Consider the following 19,639-nt stretch of genomic DNA (forward strand, 5'->3'; position numbering starts at 1 on the left):
AAATTTGCAACACATAAAGATACAACTTTCTTTTATACATACAAATTTTAAATATTCTGTTTTGATCTCAAAAGAAAATATATTGGCGATTGCCAAAAAAACAATACTATCTGAAAGTGAGGCAATTACAAAATTAATTGATTTTCTTGACGAAAATTTCTACGAAGCGGTTCAGCGTATTTATGAATGTAAAGGCCGTTTGATCGTTACAGGAATCGGAAAAAGCGCCATTATTGCACAAAAAATGGTTGCTACTTTTAATTCAACCGGAACTCCATCGATGTTTTTGCATGCCTCAGAAGCCATTCACGGCGACTTGGGAATGATTCAAAATGAAGATATCATAATCTGTATTTCAAAAAGCGGGAACAGTCCTGAAATTAAAGTTTTGGTTCCGTTATTAAAACGTTTCGGAAATACATTAATTGGAATGACAGGAAATATTACTTCATTTTTGGCAAAAGGTTCGGACTATGTTTTGAACACGACTGTCGAAATCGAAGCTTGCCCAATAAATCTTGCTCCAACAAACAGTACTACGGCACAACTTGTCATGGGTGACGCACTTGCGGTTTGCTTGATGGAAATGCGCGATTTTAAACCCGAAGATTTTGCAATTTATCATCCGGGAGGCGCTTTAGGCAAAAAATTATTGCTTAAAGTAAAAGACATGATTGAGCATTCTTTAAAACCAATGGTTACTCCAGAAACTTCAATCAAAAAAGCAATTTTTGAAATTTCTGAAAAAAGACTGGGCGTAACTGCCGTTATTGAAGACAATAAAATCGTCGGAATTATTACGGATGGAGACATCCGAAGAATGCTGAACGACAGAGATTCTATTGCTGATTTGACGGCGAGAGATATCATGTCGAAAAACCCAAAATTAGTTTCATCAGAAACAATGGCTGTTGATGCGTTGAATATCTTAGAAGATTTCTCTATCACACAGCTAATCGTTGCCGATAATGGCGAATATAAAGGAGTATTACATTTACATGACATTTTAAAAGAAGGAATCGTATAATGGCAAAGAAAAACCTTGGCGAGATGTCATTTTTGGACCATCTTGAAGAACTTAGATGGTTATTAGTTAGAAGCACAATTGCGATATGTATTATGGCATTTGTGACTTATTTTGTGAGTGATTATTTATTTGATCAAATTATTTTAGGTCCAATCCGACCAACATTCTTTACGTATGTTTGGTTTTGCGACTTATCACATTCATTAGGATTTGCGGATAGCATTTGTATTACAGAACTGAATTTCATTATTCAAAATACTGAAATGGAAGGTCAGGTAAATATATTCGTTTGGATGTGTTTATTAGCAGGATTCATTTTGAGTTTCCCTTATATTTTATGGGAAATCTGGAAATTCATCAGCCCGGCTTTGTATGAAAAAGAAAGAAAAAATGCTAAAGTATTTATATTCGTTTCCTCATTGCTTTTCTTTTTAGGCGTATTGTTTGGGTATTATGTTGTAATTCCGATGTCGGTAAACTTCGTTGCTACTTTCTCGGTAAGTGATATTGTAAAAAACCAATTTACGCTTGAATCGTATATGGGAATGGTAAAAACGAGTATCCTCGGAAGTGCCATCTTTTTTGAGTTGCCAATCGCTATTTATTTCTTAACCAAATTAGGTTTAGTAACACCTGCTTTTTTAAGAAAATATTGGAAATATGCTGTTGTAATTATTTTAATTATCGCCGCAATTGTAACACCACCGGATGTAGTAAGCCAAACTATTGTTGCTATCCCGATGTTGATTATCTACGAAGTGAGTATCCTTATTTCAAAGATTGTTTATCGAAATAAAATGAAAGAAAATGTCTGATATCGTACAAGAATTTAACGACTATCGTTCTAAAATGAACGAAAAATTATTAGCTGACAATAACAAAATTGTAAAGCGAATTTTCAATCTTGACACTAACGCTTACGCAGAAGGTGCTCTTGATGTTAAAACAAAAGAACTTTTAGGTCTAGTTGCATCAACAGTTTTAAGATGCGATGACTGCGTAAAATACCATTTAGAAACAAGCTATAAAGAAGGTGTTTCTAAAGAAGAAATGATGGAAGCAATGGGAATCGCAACTCTTGTTGGCGGAACAATTGTTATTCCTCATTTAAGAAGAGCTTACGAATTCTGGGAAGCTCTTGAAGAAGCGGGGAAATAATTAGAAAATGTGTCAATTAGATAATTAGATAATTGCCTTAAAAACGTAAATATCTGATTTTAAAATGCAATAATTTGTTAATTCATTTATCTGATTGATTATTTTACTTTTAATTTGCCTCTTCGAATAAATTTTAAAATTAAAAATTGAGTTAGTTTTTCAATTATCTCATTTTCAAATTATCTAATTATCTAATTATCTAATTGAACTAAATGAAGCTAAGAGCCGATAATTTAATCAAAACCTACAAAGGCCGAAGTGTTGTAAAAGGAATTTCTGTTGAAGTAAATCAAGGAGAAATTGTGGGCCTTTTGGGTCCGAATGGTGCTGGAAAAACCACTTCTTTCTATATGATTGTAGGATTGGTAAAACCAAATATGGGGAATATTTATCTTGATGATTTAAATATTACCGATTATCCAATGTACAAGCGCGCACAGCAAGGAATTGGATATTTGGCACAAGAAGCTTCGGTTTTTAGAAAATTAAGTATTGAAGATAACATTCTGAGTGTTTTGCAATTGACAAAACTTTCTAAAGAAGCACAAATTGCTAAAATGGAAAGCTTGATTGAAGAATTCAGTTTAGAGCACATTCGTACCAACCGAGGCGATTTACTTTCTGGAGGTGAGCGTCGTCGTACTGAGATTGCACGTGCATTGGCAACCGATCCAAAATTTATTTTATTGGATGAGCCTTTCGCGGGAGTTGACCCGGTTGCGGTTGAAGATATTCAGCGAATTGTCGCGCAATTAAAAAACAAAAACATCGGGATTTTGATTACGGATCACAACGTTCAAGAAACGCTAGCGATTACCGATAAAACATACTTAATGTTTGAGGGAGGAATCCTGAAAGCTGGAGTTCCAGAAGAACTGGTTGAAGATGAAATGGTTCGCCGTGTATATCTTGGACAAAACTTCGAACTTCGTAAAAAGAAATTGGAATTCTAAAAAAATATAAAAATGGTAAAAAGTGAAACAAATTAACTTTTTACCATTTTTTTTTGACTTTTAACTTTCGACTTTTTTATTCGACAGTAATAAACTGCAATTGCTCTAAATCGCCATTATAAATATTAACATCAACGCGATGATCAATTCCTGGCAATGAAGCTTTTTCTGTAAACTGCCAAAACAGCCAATCATCTTCAATTTTTTCTCTGTAGAAATTATAATTGGCAATCCAGAATAAATATTCACCAAATTCTTCTTTCAAAAAATCAGTATAATATCTTTCTCCCGAGTAAATGATTGGGCGAACCTGATAATGTTTTTCAACTTTAGTCAGCCAACGTTTTAAACCTTTTTTCAAACTGTCTAAAGGTTGATTTTTTGGTAATTTTTCGATATCCAAAACCGGTGGAAGATCGCCTTTTTGCAATTTTACCGTTTTAATAAAAAGATTGGCTTGCTCGATTGAATTTTCGTTTGGACGGTAATAATGATAGGCGCCACGCATGATTTTGTTTTCCTTCGCTCCTTCCCAATTGCGTTTGAATTGCCTGTCAACATAATCATTTCCGGCGGTTGCTCTTATAAAAACAAATTGCACAGGATATTTTTCGTCTAAAATTTCAACTTCTTCCCAATCAACTTTTCCTTGAAATTCAGATACATCAAAACCTACAACTTTTCCTTTGTGATTTTCAAGAACGCGAATATTTCGAACATCTGAAAGATGTTTGTCAACTTCATTTTCATCTAAAGTTTTATCTGATTTAAATCCGAGATAATATGCTAATCCCGCGCTATAATGATAAATTGTTCCAATAAAAAGTACTGTCAAAAAAGAGTATACCAAAAACCGAATCAGCCTGCTAAAAAGCGATGGTTGTGCTTTTCGCGAATAATTAGTTCGTCTTGTCGTTTTTCTAGCCATTCGGGTACAACTACTTTTTCAAAAACATATTATTTACGATTGATAACAATACATAAAAAATGATGATCACCGGAATTGCTCCAAAGTGAAGTAATAAAAGCAATGCAAGAGAAATTGCTAAAAATACAATTTGCAATGCATTATCTTTAAAAGTGAATTTCTTAATTTTTAAAGCAAACAAAGGAATTTCAGCATTTAAAATATAAGCACTGCATAAAGTAATTGCCAATAGTACATATTGATTCGTTAAAATTTCAAGCAACATCAAAGAATCTGAAAATTTCAGAACCAAAGGCAAGCTCAAAATAAACAAGGAATTTGCCGGAGTTGGCAATCCAATAAATGAATCTGTTTGACGTGTATCAATATTAAAATTTGCCAATCGGTAGCAAGATCCCAAAGTCACAATAAATCCAAGAAAAGGGATCGCTGGATTTGTTCCCAATTCATGTGCACTGTTAGAAAAAAGGCTGTACATTACATATCCTGGCGCAACACCACTGGTTACCATATCCGCCAGAGAATCTAATTGCAAACCTAACGGACTTGAAACTTTGAATAATCTCGCGAAAAAACCATCAAAAAAGTCAAAGAAGATTCCTAGACAAACCATGTAAAAAGCCATCTCAAAATTGGCTTGCGAAATAAAAACAATAGCTACACAGCCACAGAAAAGATTTATTAAGGTAATTAAATTAGGAATGTGTTTTTTGATATTCATCTTTTTAAATTTTGATAATGGTGAGAACAAATTTCGTATAAAATAACATGCCATTTTTACATTTGCCATAAATTATTTAAACAATCTACTTGATTTTTTATACTCAATAGAAAACGAGTTCGTTAAAAAAGAAGTTTGAAATTACAACTTTCTTGATATTTATCAGAAGGACGAAAATTACATGGCCAAAAAATTATATTTTTGAAGAAAATTAAAAACAGGCCTAAATCTGCAAATAAACATCAGTTGAAAAAACTTTTTGCGCTTTTATTATTTTGGAGTTTTACTGCACAGTATGCACAAACCGTTCGGAAATATTCGAATGAGTTTATGAATATTGGTGTTGATGCCGCTGCATTAGGAATGTCGAGCGCTGTAACTGCGTCAACAAACGATGTAAACGCCGTTTATTGGAATCCGGCGGGCTTGACTAATCTTGAAGACCATCAAATTTCATTAATGCACGCGAATTATTTCGCTAATATCGCACAATACGATTACATTGGCTACGCAAGCCCGATTGACGACAGAAGTGCATGGGGAATTTCGATGATTCGTTTTGGCGTCGATGATATTATGGATACTACGCAATTGATCGACAGCCAAGGAAATATCGATTACAACCGAATTAGTTTATTCTCAACTGCCGATTATGGTTTCACCTTTTCGTATGCGAGAAAACTACCTGTTGAAGGTTTTCAGTATGGTGTAAACGCAAAAGTGATTCGAAGAATTATTGGAAAATTTGCCAATTCTTGGGGTTTTGGTTTTGACATCGGTTTGCAATTTGAACATAACGACTGGAAATTCGGATTGATGCTTCGTGATATTACGACCACTTATAACATCTGGAATATTGACGAAGAAGAATACGCAAAAATCGCCAATGCCATTCCGGGAGAAAACAATGAATTGCCTGAAAGTACCGAAATTACTTTGCCAAAAGCACAATTAGGAGTTTCACGAAGATTTGATTTCCATAATGATTACAGCCTTATGACAGCTGTAAATTTGAATATGCGATTTGAGCAAACAAATGATATTATTTCTACAAAAGCAGTAAGTATTGATCCTGCAATTGGTTTTGAATTTGGTTATACTGATCTTGTTTTTTTAAGAGCCGGCGCAGGAAATTTTCAGAATGTAATGCAATTGGACAATACTGAAAAAGTAAATTTCCAGCCCAATATCGGCCTTGGATTTAAATACAAAGGAATTCAGGTTGATTATGCTTTGACTGACTTAGGAAATCAAAGCGCAGCATTGTATTCGAATATTTTTTCTTTAAAAGTAGATTTAGGTATCTTTAGATAATTTTTGCAACTCAATAAAACTTCTTAAAAATTTTAAATTATGAAAAATGTCCTTTTCAAAAAAACACTTTTTTGTTTACTATTCTTATGGAGTTTCATTGGCTTCAGCCAAAATGTTCCTTTATCAAAAGATGCTAAAATAAGCGTTCTAACCTGCGGGCTTGGAAATGAAACGTATTCTTATTTTGGCCATACAGCCATTCGTGTTGCTGATCCTGTCAACAATATCGACTACGTTTATAATTATGGGGCTTTTGATTTCAGAACGCCAAATTTTGTTGCCAAGTTTGCAAAAGGAGATCTTCAATATTTTGTAATTGTCCACCCGTTTATTGATTTTATGAATGAATACAATTATGAGAAACGAAGCGTTTTTGAACAAGAATTATTAATTCCGCAAGATTCAAAACAAAAGCTATTTGATAATTTGAATGCCACTTTACTTTCTGAAGATCGTTATTATACCTATAAATTTATTGATAAAAACTGTACTTCTATGGTTGTGGACATTATCAATAAAACGCTAAACGGAACCGTTATCACTAAAAAAGGAGATACGGACAAAACCTATCGTTCTATATTATTCCCTTATTTTGATGGACATTTTTACGATAAACTTGGAACCAGCATTATTTTTGGAACCAAAGTAGATCAATTGGGAACCAAAATATTTTTACCTTTTGAATTGAAAAACAGTTTGGATAAAACAACATTTCAAGGACATCCTTTAGCCGGAAAAAGCCAAACATTATTAAGTTTTGAAAAAGAAACGCCATCTTCATGGTGGAATAATGTTTACACTTATATCATTATATTGGGTTTTGTAATTTTGGCGAAAAACAAAATAGTGGACAAAATCTTTCTTTTGATTTTATCGTTGATGGGCGTCTTTTTTGTTGCTGTTGGGTTTTATTCTTTTCACCACGAATTGGCAATGAACTACAATGTACTTTTGTTTAGTCCGCTATTGTTGATTTTGCTTGTTTTTTCACTGTTGAAAAACAAAAGATGGACGTATCGATTTGCCGTTTTACACGTACTTTTTTTACTTGTCTACACTTTATTCCTAATTAACAAAGCGCACTTTTTTATTGTTTTGCCAATGATTATAACCAGCGGATTTGTTTTAGTTAGAGTAGCAATCAGAAACAAAAAACGTATTCCGATTATTATCTAAAATTATTGTCCACGATAAAATAAAACGGTTGTAATGGTTTTGAAAGTGATACTTAAGTCAAGAAAAACGCTTCGATGTTTGATATAATACAAATCATATTGAAGTTTTATTAAACTCTCATCTATAGATTCTCCATACGAGTAATTAACTTGAGCCCAACCGGTCAAACCTGGTTTTATAACATGACGCGTTTCGTAAAAGGGCATTACTTTAGCAATTTCATTAACAAAATAAGGACGTTCAGGACGAGGTCCGATTACGCCCATATCGCCAATCAAAATGTTGAAAAACTGAGGAAGTTCGTCTAATCTGGATTTTCGCATAAATTTCCCAAATGGCGTAATCCTTCGATCATTTACTTGAGCAAAAGGACCATTCACATCTGTATTTTCGATCATGGTTCTAAATTTGTAAATCTTAAAGACGACACCATTTTTTCCCACGCGTTCTTGCGTGTAAAATAAGCTTCCTTTGTTCGCAATAAGATTTCCGATAAAAATAATCGGAATAAAAAAAACGCAAAAGACCAAACCTATCGAAGAAAGAACAAACTCTATTAAACGGATTAAAACCAAATATAATTTATTACTATTGCTTCGGCTGAATGGGAAAAATCTATAAAAGTCGCGTTCGATATAATGTACCGGAATACGTTGCGTTTTGCTTTCATAAACGTGCGTATATTCTTTTATAATATTTCCAGATTCTAATAAATGAAGCAATTGTTGATAAAGATCTGGAGTGATTCCATCTGTCTTCTGAGCTGCAATAACTATTTCAGAAACATTATTGTGATGAACAAAACCCTCTAAATCTTGTTTTTTTATCTCTTTCACATACTGAAAATCACTAACCTCACCAACAACTGAATCAGAATTTACAAAACCAATTATATTATAATGTGGGTCAACATTTTCCAGTCCTAAGACCAATCCTTCGACTTCGTCTTTGTCACATATTAAGACAACATTTTGTGAAAAACGATGTGAAGCTAGGAAAATGGCATAAAAAAAACGCCAAATCAGCAAAGAGCCAAGAACCACAAAATAAAAAACCAGAATAACCAAACGTTTTTTTGGAAGTTCTGGCGATAAAATAGGAGTAAACAAATATACTATTACTGAAGCGGTAACTGTTAGAATAACACTTCGAAGTATCTGAAATTGGTTGCTGGAAACTTGGAGATTATACATTTCGAAAATTACTCCGAAAATAAAAACATAGGCAACTAATAAAATTGGTCTATAAAAATAATTCCAGTCTAAAATGTAGTAGCGATTATCAAACAAAAAATGCAATGCATATAAACCTGTTAAAATAAAAGCAGCATCAAAAAAGCGCAATAATATTTTCCTTTCCGAAATCTCGAAATGCATTTTTTTTTGTGCCATAATAAGTTGTAAGTTTTAAAGTTGGGGACTTTTTCTTCAACGCAAATGTATTATAAAAATTATATTTAACCTTCTGATTTTTCAGCTTTTTCTGGGAATGTAATTCGTACGGAAAGTAATGATAAAGCATATACAAATGCTGGCGCGGCAATTCGCATCGCAGCATGGTTAATAGTTAAGAGCCAGAACAAATAAAAAGATATACAATAAAGATGTTGTCTATTATTTATAAAAAGAATTAGTGGTGTTATAAATAATATCAGAAGTCCAAAAACACCAAACATACCATGCTCAGCAAGCATTCTTGTTATTTCATTGTGAGAGGCGATTTCTGTTCCAGATTCTTTTCTCATTTCTTTCCCCATTCCTGCACCGACGCCCAAAATAGGATTATCTAAAAACAGCTTTATTTCTGAGTCCATGATCTCCTCACGCCCACTCAAATTACTTTTTTTATCCCTTCCTAAAGCATCTTTGTTTGCATAACGTTTTCCAATAAGTCCACTAGTCTGAATCGAGCTATATGTCCAAATCCCCATTCCCATTAAACCTGTTAAAATAAAGACTAATCCAAATTTCCCTTTTCCTTTTGTATTTGAAAATAAATACAACAAAAACAAAAGACAAACAATCATCACAATTCCCGTTATAACTCCACCTCTAGAAAAAGTTACAACTCCTCGATAACTTACAAACAATAAAAGACATGTATTTAAAACAATGTCTCTAATCGATTTTGAAAACAATGTAAGTTGAGTAAAAAAAACAAAAATTCCTAAACCTAAAATTGTTGAAACTTGATTTGGGCCAAATCCACCTGAAGTTTCAAAGTTAGAATCTGTTCCTGTCACTACATCTCTTACACTTGGATTATAAAGAAAAAGATAAACTGTTGTAGTTAAAATTGGCAGTCCCATTACAGAAAGAATCTTCTGAACAGAAGAAAATGGAATCCGTCTACTAAAAGTATATATTGAGCAAATCCCTAAACAAACTGGACCAGAAAGATTAAAAAACAATAATTTTTTCACATCGATATTAACATCATCAACTGTTGATGTCACTAGAATACAAGGAATAAGGAGAATCAAAAAAAACCAATAGATAAATGATAATGATGAAAAACTGCTATAAATCATACCTAAAAGCATGAAAAAAATCAGATTAAATTTTACATACTCATTATTAAAATTCCCCCCTGTCATTCGCAAAAAAACCTCTGCTCCTACCAGATATGCACAAACCAAAAGAACCTCATTATTTCGATTTCTAGTTTTTACCATCAAATAAAAACCAAATACGGGAATTGCAAAAGCATAAACTTTAGAAAGTACTGGTAAAATAAAAATTGCAAATGCAATAAATGCATGAATCAATAGTATAAGTGGATATGAAAGTTTAAAGTTTTTCATTTAATAACTAAATTGGTAAATAGAAACTAATTTATTAATAACAACATCCTCTGAATAATTTTCTATTACAAATCTTTCCAAACTTTCACTCATTTGCTGTCTGAATCTGACATTTTCAATCATTTTATTTAACTTTTCAGCAGCCTCATTTACTGAAGAAGGGTTAAATAACAATCCTGTTACCTCATTTTTTATAACTGATGAGCAATACCCCACATTTGTCGAGACCACTGGCAATGAATGAAGCGCATACTCTAATAATGTTACAGGAAATCCTTCATCAGTTGATGCTAATACTCCGATATTTGCTTGCGATAAAATGTGCGATATATCATTTTTTTCACCGTACAAAAATATATGATCTTTTAGAGAATTCGATTCTATAAAATCCTTTAAAACATTCGAATAATTATCATAATAATCCTTACCGATCAAATGCAAACTCCAACCTAATTCATTCAAATTTAAACTTAAAAACGCTTTCAGAATCAAAATATGGTTTTTAGGCCTTTTAAGGTTAGCCAAAAAAACAATTCTTTTGCCTTCAACACCATTTAATGCCGTAATAGGATTAGAAATATTATTTATGGACGCAAAATTAGGAATGAAAAATATTTGTGAACATTTCATATATTTCTTACTCCATTCTTCTAATTGCAGATTAACTACTAAAATGGAAGAAAAAAATACAGATAAAAATATCAAAACTCGATTTTCTTTATAAGATTGATTGGTTCTATTCCCATAATGGTCATGCCAAATGATTCTTATTTTGGGCAAAGTTAGTTTTACCAGAACTGCTATAAAAAATGAAGAACTATGTGCATGTATAATCTCTATTTTATTTTTAGCAATATATTTTCTTAACCGAAAAATTGCCGCTATATCAATCTGTCTTTTTTTCTGTAAAAAAAGATATTTAACCCCTACACCTAAGTGTTGTTTCAAAGCTCCTTCTTTTCTAGTCGTCACAAGACCAGAAAACTCAATTTTATTTGCCAGCGCATTTGCATAATTTACTGCCATGCGTTCAGCGCCACCAGCATCTAAGGAATCTATAATTTGTACAATTCTCATTGTTTACAGTAAATTTTTAATTTCTTTCTCAAAGAAATCTGTGGTATATATTTGCGACCAATACTGTGAAGCTTTGCTTTTTGCTGTAAAAACATCTTTTTTGTCAAGTATTTCAATAATCTGAGCAAAATCCTTTTCAAGGTTCATTTCAAGTAAAATGCCTCGCTTACCATAATCAAGCATAAACGGAACACATGAAACCTTTGTAGCAACAGGCACGCATCCCCAAAACATTCCTTCTGCAATAGCTTTTGGCCAGCCTTCACTTTTAGATGGCAATATTACAAAATGGCTTTTTTGGTATGCTTTTAAAACCACATTTTTATCTTGGTTTCCTTTCAAGAAAATGTAATCATCTAATTTATTTGCTTTAATATAAAGTTCTAGATTGTCTTTTTCAACTCCATTTCCATATAAATTCAAATTTGCTTTTCTACCGCTTTCCACTAATTTTTGTACTAATTTAATCGCATATAGAGGATCTTTACCAGTCACCAAACTGCCAACAAAAATAAATTCTACTACTTCATTTGATCTGTTTTCTTGAACAACTTCTTTTTCTTTTTCAGAATATGTTGCGGTAAAAAAAGGCTTGATATTTTTGGATTGATTTTCCCAATTTCCATACACTAAAACCTGCATATTTCGAGTTAGGAATGAATTGTTTAAAATCCTTTTTTGCAACTTATATGACAAAGGCTGTTTGCTTTTAGGATCCCAATTGCCCGCATATTTAGCTGTTTTCTTTTTTCTTGGAAAAAAAATCTGCACTATACACCCAAGCAAACCAATGTTTCCAGGACACCTCAAATGAATATGATCACAATTATTCATTGCCTTAAATATTATAAAAAAATTATAAAAACTTAAAAAAAATGTAATTACAATCTCTTTAACTGATTTAAGATTAGTATCGAATAATTCATAATTTTTATTAAATCCAAAAGATATTTCAGAAATAAGAAGACCATTATCATTTTTCCAAACCGGACAACAAAAAACAATATCTGCGTATTTTGACCAAACTTCTAATTCTTTTACATACGGACTATATGCAAATGCTTTGTCTTCCTTATAAATAATAGGAGCGTTCGAAACAACTAATAATTTCATTAAATATAACCTTTTGAACCTTTTTGAGAAATCAAGACTGCTGGAACTCCTAATACAACTGAATCGTCAGGAAAAGAATCTTTCACCATTGAACATGCACCAACAACAACATTATTTCCCAAATTAATTTTGCCTGCAATTACTGAATTTGCACCTATATAAACCTCATCTCCTAAAATTGGTGTCCCTCTATTATTATCTAGACCAGAAACTCCAATTGTTACCCCTTGCGAAATATTACAATTATTTCCTATTACAGTTTTTGAATTTATAATAATTCCTCCAAAATGGCCTATATAAAAAGAATGCCCAATTTTTGTCGAGTAAGGAATTGAAATTCCAGTAAAAATTTCAATGCTTTTTTGCCAAAATATAAGAATAGCTATAAAAGGAAATCTAAAAATTTTCCATGTAATCTTTATGTGAATAAAATGTGCAATTCTATGTTGAAAAATAGCCCAAAAACCTTGTGTCAGAAAAACGATGCTAAAAAAATGCCCACCATATTTCTGATATTTCTTATAGTCCGAAATTATTAACTGAAATAAATTCATTTATATTATTTTTTCTTCATCAGCATTGTTAGGTGCATACAGCTAAATAAAGCCGAATCTGAGGAATTAGAATTATTCCAATCCTCCTTATGCCATTTTATTCCAATTTTATTTTTCTTTTCGTTTGAAATCGGCAGTATGTTTACAAGGGCAATCCATTTAGATTTTCCCAATAGCCCTCTACGTTCAATTATATCAAAAGAATGCTGAAACAAATAAAATGTTTTTCTTGTGAATGGCCATTCCCAAGCTGCATCTGACTGAAAAGGTCTGTATAAAGTTCTTAAAACTTTAACTGGAAAACTTGTTTCAAGTGGATCATAACTTATAATTTCTCCTTCTGTTGCTAGTTTTTCGTTTAATTTATCAATTAAAATTGAAGTGTTTTCAAAATGATGTAGTACCCCATAAGCGTAAATCAAATCAAAATCTTTGGCCGTAAATTCATCCGAAAGAAAATCAATTGCTTTTGCCTCTGCATTTGGCAAATGTTTGATTCTTTCATTTAATTTAGAAATTGCCACATCGCTTAAATCAATACCCAAATACTCTTTTGCATTTTCTGCTAAATGCATTGACCAATAATTACCTGAAAAACAGCCTAAATCTAAAACTTTTTTTGAAGACAAATCACCAAACCATTCTTTATGCAAAACATATGCCTGATCTTGAACCCCGATATTTTTTTTAATTCGGTTTAAAAGTCCATTTCTGATCTTCGACCAAACACTCGTAGCAAAATTTTTCTTTTTATGATTATAAAATTCCTTTTGCTTAATATTAGTTTCTAAAATTGTTTCTTTTGTTTTCATTTTTCAATTTTTGGTTTTACAAATAACAAACTCCACCATCCGATTGTTCTCCCTATTGCTTCTGTAAAAGCTTCTTTTTTATTATTGGTTGTAAATGTATTAGTAAATCTGATTATTGTCAACAAAATAGTTATCGCGTTCCATTTAAAACGATCATTAAAATTTGGATTTGGATTCTTTACTCTCCAAACATACCATCCATTCCGAACGACCATTTTTCCATATTTATACTGATTTGGACGCCCCGAAGCGGCATGAAAATGATCTAATTTTGCCGCTGTATTTAAATATAGGTTTCCATTTTTTGAAACTCTGATTGTAAAATCGGCATCTTCATAAAGACCGTAACCCTCAAAATAAGTTGAAAAAGAAAACTTATCAAAGACCGATTTTCTAAAGGACGACACCCCTCCCATTAATTGTTCTACTAAATATATTTTATTGGTTGGTGGCAAAAATCCAACACTTCTTCCATGTGAAAAATTAGGTGAAAAACCGGGTGGGCAATCGCTGTCTAGCTTCAATTTTTTTCTCAGGACAAAACGGCTTCCATCAGTTCGTTTCCAGCCATCGAAATAAAATTCATTCTTTTTCGGAATATAATTCTCTGGTGTCTTTTCCCACTTTATTTCATTGCTGATATAACCTCCAACTCCAAGCGCATCAGGAAATATCTGATAGGTTTCTAATATTTTCTGAAAATATTCTGTCTCCAGAACTGTATCATCATCTAAAAAACAAACAATTTCGTTATCGTTATTTACATTCTTAATCCCGAAATTTCTTTGTCTTGTAAGTCCGCGATTTTCATCATCAATTAAAAAATACTTTAAATTTTTGAATTGATTCTGTTCTAGGACAACTTGAGTATCTTTATTCAAAGATCCATCAATAATTAAAATTTCATCTGGATAAATACTTTGCTTTTGAACCGACTGCAATAATTTCAGCAAAGGCTCTGGTCGCATATAGGTGCAAATAATTAAAGAAAACTTCATGATCTATCGATTAACTGATTTGCCCAGTATATACTTTTTTTCCATTCTCTTTGAAACTTAAAAAAATATTTAAACGGATTTTTTACTGGTTGCCTTCTGTAAGCTTTAATAAACAAAATTGTTTTGTAGCCAAGATGCTGCTCTTTAGTTTCATGCAACAATTTAAACAACGATATTGTTGGTGATGGCTTTGGTTTCACTAAATCTTGATTCCAAAGCAGTTCAGGTTTAGTCCTAAAACCACCTATTGGCGCTTTTAGATGTAAAATCTCAGGATGTGGAAAATAAAGCACATCAAAACCAGCATTACGCAATTGCATTCCAAAATCACTGTCCTCTCCATAACCAAATTCGAATCCCATTCGAAAGGAAACTTTTTCAAGTAATTTACTCAAAACAAAACTATTTCCAGAACCAAAAAAAGAAGCCTGATGTATGTGATTCATTGTTTTTATATCATTTGATGTCAAATAAGAGTTACTTGCAACAGCTGTCCCGTATTTTACACAATTTGAAAGCGTTTCTTTAATTAAATCAGCATTAAATTCATTATCATCATCATTTAAAAATACCCATTCGCTTTCAACTTCTGCTAAGGCCAAATTTCGTGCATTGCATGCGCCCGCCTGATGTGTAAAAATATGTTTGATTACAAAAGGCCATTCGTTATTAGTTAAATAATCCAGTTCGGAAGTACTTTCAGGATTTGGATTTTGCTCTACAATGATTACTTTTTTTGGCAATTGAGTCTGAACGGATAAATCTTTTAAAACATTAAACAAATATTCTTTTCTTCCGATGGTTGGAATAATTACGTCAATTGTTCCTGTATCAAGTACTTTCTTATTTGACTGTACTGCAATATTTTCCAACACATCTTTTTTTATTTTCCTTCTGTTATATAAGAAACAAAATATAAGCGGCAATAGAGCTAAACGTTTTTCATAAAGAAATAAATTCAAAAACAATAAGAATACCCAACGTGTTCTATAATGTTGTTTTACAAAACGAAATAGAACAAATCTATTGGCACCAGTTTTTTCAATTGTAGAGTGTTTTTTCAGCAATGAAGGCTCAGAATAGCATAAAAGCCCTAATGGCATACATAGTTTAGCAATCGAACTCAAATAATAATCAAAATTGTGATCTTGTTTGATTTTATCTTTAATCATCAATAAAGATTTAGCATGAATAGTTCCAACTGTACTACTCATTTGCCAAGTTGGATATGTTACTTCCTTATTCACTTTGATAAATACAGATTCATCGACATATCCAATTTCGTTGCCAAAAAAACCAAAGGTATTTGGATCATAACTTAGCATCATTTTGTCATGATGAAAAGCATTATTTAAACTATCAAGATCTAGTAGTTTTTCAAATTTTTGATCACACCAAACTATTTTTGATTCTGGATATTTTATAGCCGTTTCTATTAGAACTGATGATATAGTGCCTTTTTTATTAAAAGACAAAATTTCATTTGTCAGCGCATCAATTTTAACGACCTTATGATGATCATGGTAGATTACTATCACAGCGTAACTATTATCTTATTATAAAACTCAATATTTTTTTTGGCCAGAACTTCAATATCAAAAAATTCTTCGACTTTTTTTCTAGCTTCTTTTCCTGCTTTCAGACATAAAGTCTCATCTTCTAAAAACTCACTTATTCGTTCTGCATACAATCCATGATCTTTAGGATCCACCAAAAAACCATTTGTTCCATTATCAATCATTTCACTTGCCCAACCAACGTCTGAAGCAACAATTGGTTTTTCTAATGCCATTGCTTCAAGCCACGAAACTGGAAAAGCTTCAGCAAAAGAAGGGAACACACATATTCTTGACTGTTGGATTTTTTCTTTTATTTCGTTATAAGGAACTCCTCCAAGATATTCCACATTTTTTAATGCTTTTTCAGAAAAGAGATCTTGCATCATTGCCCAAGTTGACGAATTACCAGAAATAATATCTGGAACATCTTTTCCAACTAAAATTAATTTTGCTGCAGCATTACGCTCTACAACCTTATTAAAAATCAATGGCAATTCTAAAAGTCCTTTTTTACGAATAAGGCTTCCAAAATACAAAATGTTTAGACTTGTCTTGTCATTTTGCATATTCGTGTGAAAAAGTTTCGAATCGATAGGGTTTGGGATAATTCCGAATTTCTTATTTAAACCAAAAACAGAATTCGTTTTATCTGCTGTAAACTGGCTTACCGATAATAGTGCATCGGCATTTTGTAATGCTCTTTTTTCATGAAACTTATTCTTCCATTTGACAGGGCGATTATCTAAATGACAGAAATAAGTATCCGAACCATTTAATCTAATTATTAGCGGACATTTTTTTGGCTTAATAAAAGAGGTAATTCCTGTCCAGTCTGTTGCCTCAACAATATCTATTTCTTTTTTAGAATATAAGTCATTAATAATTCGCTCCAGTTTTTTTCTGGTAAACCACCATGACAATCCTTTAACTTTAACATTCTTGATTTGCTGAATTAAAACACCATTATCATCAAAAAAATTATCTTCCTTTTGTCCGTAAACAAGTACTCGCACAGAAACGCCTTGTGCTAAAAGTCCTATTGCCAAGTTTTTGATACTGGTTCCTAAACCTCCTGAAATACCTGTTTTTGCATGTGGATATTCTGGTGTTAAAAAAGCAACTTTCATAGTCTTATTTTTTGAAAAAATCTTTTAAAATTCTTGCAGTAAAAAGCTTCGCTCCTTCATCTGTCATATGTCCACATGATGAAAAGTACTTATTCTCAATAACGACATTTTCGTAATTATGAATTTCAGGATATGCTTTTTTCACCTTTTCAAAATAATTCATTCCAACTACGTTTTCGCACATTGGCGTCATTACTGCAGTAAAATTTATGTTATTCGCTTTACAGATGCTTTTTATTTCTTCATAATATTTATTGTGAGGAAGCGGATTTAAATTGACAATATTATTTTTCATATTGCCATTTTTATGCTTCTGCAAAGGATAATATCCTAAATTATCTAAAGTATTAGTAGTTTCATTTGTTGCGATTTTATACACTTCTCTAAAACCAATTTTTGAGTCATACTTTATATATCTATAAAATGGAATATAATACAGTTCATTAAAATTTTCCTGTATTTCAAAATGTTTTTTTATAACCTCTGAATTATGTATATAAGGCAAAAATTTTGCAGACACTCCTTCCGATTCTTTATCATTAGAAAGATTTAAGTCGGCTTCCAGAATTACATTTTTAATTACATATTTTCTTTCAATCATTAATTTCAGCATTAAAGATGCTTCAAACAAATGTCCGCCACTCATGCCGTAATTAAATGCTTTTAATCCTTTGTCTTCAAACATTTGCGATACAAAATGATTGTTTGCTCTAGAAGAACCTAAAATTACCACATCATAATTTTGAGCACTTAAATTAAAAACAGTTTCTATTTTACCTCTGTTCTTAGATTTCAAAAAAACATAAGTGTAAAGTCCATCTAAAGCAATCGCAATTAAAATTACGATCAGAAGAATTTTTGCTGTATAAATTAAAAACTTCTTCATTAAAACTGAAAATATATAAATTCTTTATAATCAGAATAGGTTCCAAAGGCAATAATAGCGGTAATTGCTAGTGCAATTTTCAGGAGGCTTTTCTTGCCTGAAATTGGCTCCACTTTATCACGACTGTACCATTCTACTAATACAAATAATCCTATCAATAAGAGCAATTCGTAACTATATCTTTCATTATCCAGATATTGAAATTTAAAGTCTCGATTCGTAATAATTCGTTTCAAATATAAAACTGCATCTGTTATTGTTTTTGCTCTAAAAAACACCCAAGCAATACAGGTCAATGCAAATGTGTACAAAATACTTAGTACGACTTTAAGCGAATCAAAATTAAATTGAAGCTGAACAACATCCATATTATTTCGATTGCTTTTTGACAACAACAAAGGCAAAAAGTAAATAGCATTTATTAGTCCCCAAACGACATACGTCCAATTGGCACCATGCCAAAAACCACTGACAAGGAAAATGATAAATGTATTTCTGATTTTCATCCAAAGCCCGCCTTTGCTTCCACCCAACGGAATATAAAGATAATCTCGAAACCAAGAAGAAAGCGAAATATGCCAACGACGCCAAAACTCTGCAATATCTCTTGAAAAATAAGGATAATTGAAATTTCGCAATAAATCCAACCCGAATAATTTTGAAACTCCTAACGCAATATCTGAATATCCCGAGAAGTCGCCATAAATTTGAAATGCAAAATAAACGGCGCCCAAAATCAATGAAAATGAATTCATTGATGTATAATTATCAAAAATGGCATTAGCATAAGTAGCACAGGTATCCGCAATGACTACTTTTTTGACTAAACCCCAAATGATTTGATAAACACCATCTTTTGCTTTTTCCAAATCAAACTCTCTTTTGACTTTCACTTCTGGCAATAAATGAGTTGCTCTTTCAATTGGCCCTGCAACCAAAAGTGGAAAATAGCTAACGAAAAGCGAATAGTCAATAAAATTATATTCGGCCTTGATTCTTTTGTAATAGATATCAATTACATACGAAAGTCCATGAAAAGTATAAAATGAAATCCCAACGGGCAATATCACTTTCAATAAAATAGGACTTGCCTTAAATCCTAGTGTATTTAATAAATCAGCAAATGAAACAGCAAAAAAGTTATAGTATTTAAAAATCCCTAAAAATCCCAGATTGACCACAATGCTTAACCAAAACCAGAATCTTCGGTTGTTTTCAGATTTTCCTTTTTCAATTTGAATCCCAGTATAATAATCCAAAAATGTTGAGAAAACCAGTAAAAACAAAAATCTCCAATCCCAACAAGAATAAAAATAGTAACTGGCAACAATTAATAAAGCATTTTGCGTGCTCTTGGTTTTATTGAAAACAAACCAATACAAGAAAAAAACAATCGGTAAAAAAATAGCGAATGCTAATGAATTAAAAAACAT

19 protein-coding genes are annotated in these 19,639 nt (G+C 31.9%); 6 read left to right on the top strand and 13 right to left on the bottom strand.

Translation table 11 applies throughout. The features are described from left to right. Window positions 1-61: 61 nt before the first annotated feature. The 4 genes from AAYQ19_RS14660 (at window position 62) to lptB (ending at window position 3,138) form a co-directional block, all read left to right on the top strand. Complete coding sequence (locus AAYQ19_RS14660; RefSeq protein WP_343537232.1) at window positions 62-1,027, top strand: KpsF/GutQ family sugar-phosphate isomerase; 966 nt, start codon at window positions 62-64, stop codon at window positions 1,025-1,027. Continuing rightward, the gene (gene tatC, locus AAYQ19_RS14665; RefSeq protein WP_343537234.1) at window positions 1,027-1,842 is read left to right on the top strand and encodes a twin-arginine translocase subunit TatC; all 816 of its coding nucleotides are present in this window, start codon (window positions 1,027-1,029) and stop codon (window positions 1,840-1,842) included. Before AAYQ19_RS14660 ends, tatC begins: the two co-directional genes overlap by 1 nt. Next, a complete protein-coding gene (locus tag AAYQ19_RS14670; RefSeq protein ID WP_091496500.1) occupies window positions 1,835-2,185 on the top strand; it encodes a carboxymuconolactone decarboxylase family protein in 351 nt (116 codons plus the stop codon). The genes tatC and AAYQ19_RS14670 overlap by 8 nt, the downstream gene beginning before the upstream one ends. Before the next feature lie 212 nt (window positions 2,186-2,397). Next, complete coding sequence (gene lptB, locus AAYQ19_RS14675) at window positions 2,398-3,138, top strand: LPS export ABC transporter ATP-binding protein (protein WP_026727785.1); 741 nt, start codon at window positions 2,398-2,400, stop codon at window positions 3,136-3,138. Between the two features lie 76 nt (window positions 3,139-3,214). On the opposite strand, the gene AAYQ19_RS14680 is transcribed toward lptB, so the two are convergent. Together AAYQ19_RS14680 and AAYQ19_RS14685 are read right to left on the bottom strand one after the other, a co-directional pair. After that, entirely contained in the window at window positions 3,215-4,066 is an 852-nt protein-coding gene (locus AAYQ19_RS14680; protein WP_343537237.1) for a glycoside hydrolase family 25 protein, read from the bottom strand. Window positions 4,067-4,076: 10 nt separating this feature from the next. After that, on the bottom strand, window positions 4,077-4,787 hold the full coding sequence (locus AAYQ19_RS14685; RefSeq protein WP_343537238.1) for a CDP-alcohol phosphatidyltransferase family protein: 711 nt from the start codon (window positions 4,785-4,787) through the stop codon (window positions 4,077-4,079). 246 nt (window positions 4,788-5,033) lie between these two features. Here AAYQ19_RS14685 and AAYQ19_RS14690 point away from each other — a divergent pair, with 246 nt between their 5' ends. Both AAYQ19_RS14690 and AAYQ19_RS14695 read left to right on the top strand, forming a co-directional pair. Then, window positions 5,034-6,101: a putative type IX sorting system protein PorV2 gene (locus AAYQ19_RS14690; protein WP_445709698.1), complete on the top strand. Its 1,068-nt coding sequence runs from the start codon at window positions 5,034-5,036 to the stop codon at window positions 6,099-6,101. Window positions 6,102-6,140: 39 nt separating this feature from the next. Continuing rightward, window positions 6,141-7,277, top strand: a complete 1,137-nt coding sequence (locus AAYQ19_RS14695) for an Lnb N-terminal periplasmic domain-containing protein (RefSeq protein ID WP_343537240.1) — start codon at window positions 6,141-6,143, stop codon at window positions 7,275-7,277. Between the two features lie 2 nt (window positions 7,278-7,279). Here AAYQ19_RS14695 and AAYQ19_RS14700 read toward each other — a convergent pair whose 3' ends face one another. The 11 genes from AAYQ19_RS14700 to AAYQ19_RS14750 form a co-directional block, all read right to left on the bottom strand. Continuing rightward, entirely contained in the window at window positions 7,280-8,671 is a 1,392-nt protein-coding gene (locus AAYQ19_RS14700; protein WP_343537508.1) for an exopolysaccharide biosynthesis polyprenyl glycosylphosphotransferase, read from the bottom strand. Between the two features lie 62 nt (window positions 8,672-8,733). Beyond that, window positions 8,734-10,080: an O-antigen ligase family protein gene (locus tag AAYQ19_RS14705; RefSeq protein WP_343537241.1), complete on the bottom strand. Its 1,347-nt coding sequence runs from the start codon at window positions 10,078-10,080 to the stop codon at window positions 8,734-8,736. Beyond that, the gene (locus AAYQ19_RS14710) at window positions 10,081-11,157 is read right to left on the bottom strand and encodes a glycosyltransferase (RefSeq protein ID WP_343537242.1); all 1,077 of its coding nucleotides are present in this window, start codon (window positions 11,155-11,157) and stop codon (window positions 10,081-10,083) included. Between the two features lie 3 nt (window positions 11,158-11,160). Beyond that, a complete protein-coding gene (locus AAYQ19_RS14715) occupies window positions 11,161-12,270 on the bottom strand; it encodes a glycosyltransferase (protein ID WP_343537243.1) in 1,110 nt (369 codons plus the stop codon). Beyond that, window positions 12,270-12,824: a serine O-acetyltransferase gene (locus tag AAYQ19_RS14720; RefSeq protein ID WP_343537244.1), complete on the bottom strand. Its 555-nt coding sequence runs from the start codon at window positions 12,822-12,824 to the stop codon at window positions 12,270-12,272. Before AAYQ19_RS14720 ends, AAYQ19_RS14715 begins: the two co-directional genes overlap by 1 nt. Window positions 12,825-12,829: 5 nt before the next feature. Further along, complete coding sequence (locus AAYQ19_RS14725) at window positions 12,830-13,636, bottom strand: class I SAM-dependent methyltransferase (protein ID WP_343537246.1); 807 nt, start codon at window positions 13,634-13,636, stop codon at window positions 12,830-12,832. Further along, complete coding sequence (locus AAYQ19_RS14730) at window positions 13,633-14,634, bottom strand: glycosyltransferase family 2 protein (RefSeq protein ID WP_343537248.1); 1,002 nt, start codon at window positions 14,632-14,634, stop codon at window positions 13,633-13,635. The genes AAYQ19_RS14725 and AAYQ19_RS14730 overlap by 4 nt, the downstream gene beginning before the upstream one ends. Continuing rightward, window positions 14,631-16,172 carry a glycosyltransferase family 2 protein gene (locus tag AAYQ19_RS14735; RefSeq protein ID WP_343537250.1) on the bottom strand — a complete coding sequence of 514 codons (1,542 nt, stop codon included), beginning with the start codon at window positions 16,170-16,172 and terminating at the stop codon, window positions 14,631-14,633. The genes AAYQ19_RS14730 and AAYQ19_RS14735 overlap by 4 nt, the downstream gene beginning before the upstream one ends. After that, a complete protein-coding gene (locus AAYQ19_RS14740; protein WP_343537252.1) occupies window positions 16,169-17,320 on the bottom strand; it encodes a glycosyltransferase family 4 protein in 1,152 nt (383 codons plus the stop codon). Before AAYQ19_RS14740 ends, AAYQ19_RS14735 begins: the two co-directional genes overlap by 4 nt. Window positions 17,321-17,324: 4 nt before the next feature. Beyond that, entirely contained in the window at window positions 17,325-18,206 is an 882-nt protein-coding gene (locus AAYQ19_RS14745; RefSeq protein ID WP_343537254.1) for a hypothetical protein, read from the bottom strand. Continuing rightward, window positions 18,206-19,639, bottom strand: a complete 1,434-nt coding sequence (locus tag AAYQ19_RS14750; RefSeq protein ID WP_343537256.1) for an MBOAT family O-acyltransferase — start codon at window positions 19,637-19,639, stop codon at window positions 18,206-18,208. Before AAYQ19_RS14750 ends, AAYQ19_RS14745 begins: the two co-directional genes overlap by 1 nt.

It is taken from the genome of Flavobacterium mesophilum, assembly GCF_039581405.1.
GTDB lineage: Bacteria > Bacteroidota > Bacteroidia > Flavobacteriales > Flavobacteriaceae > Flavobacterium.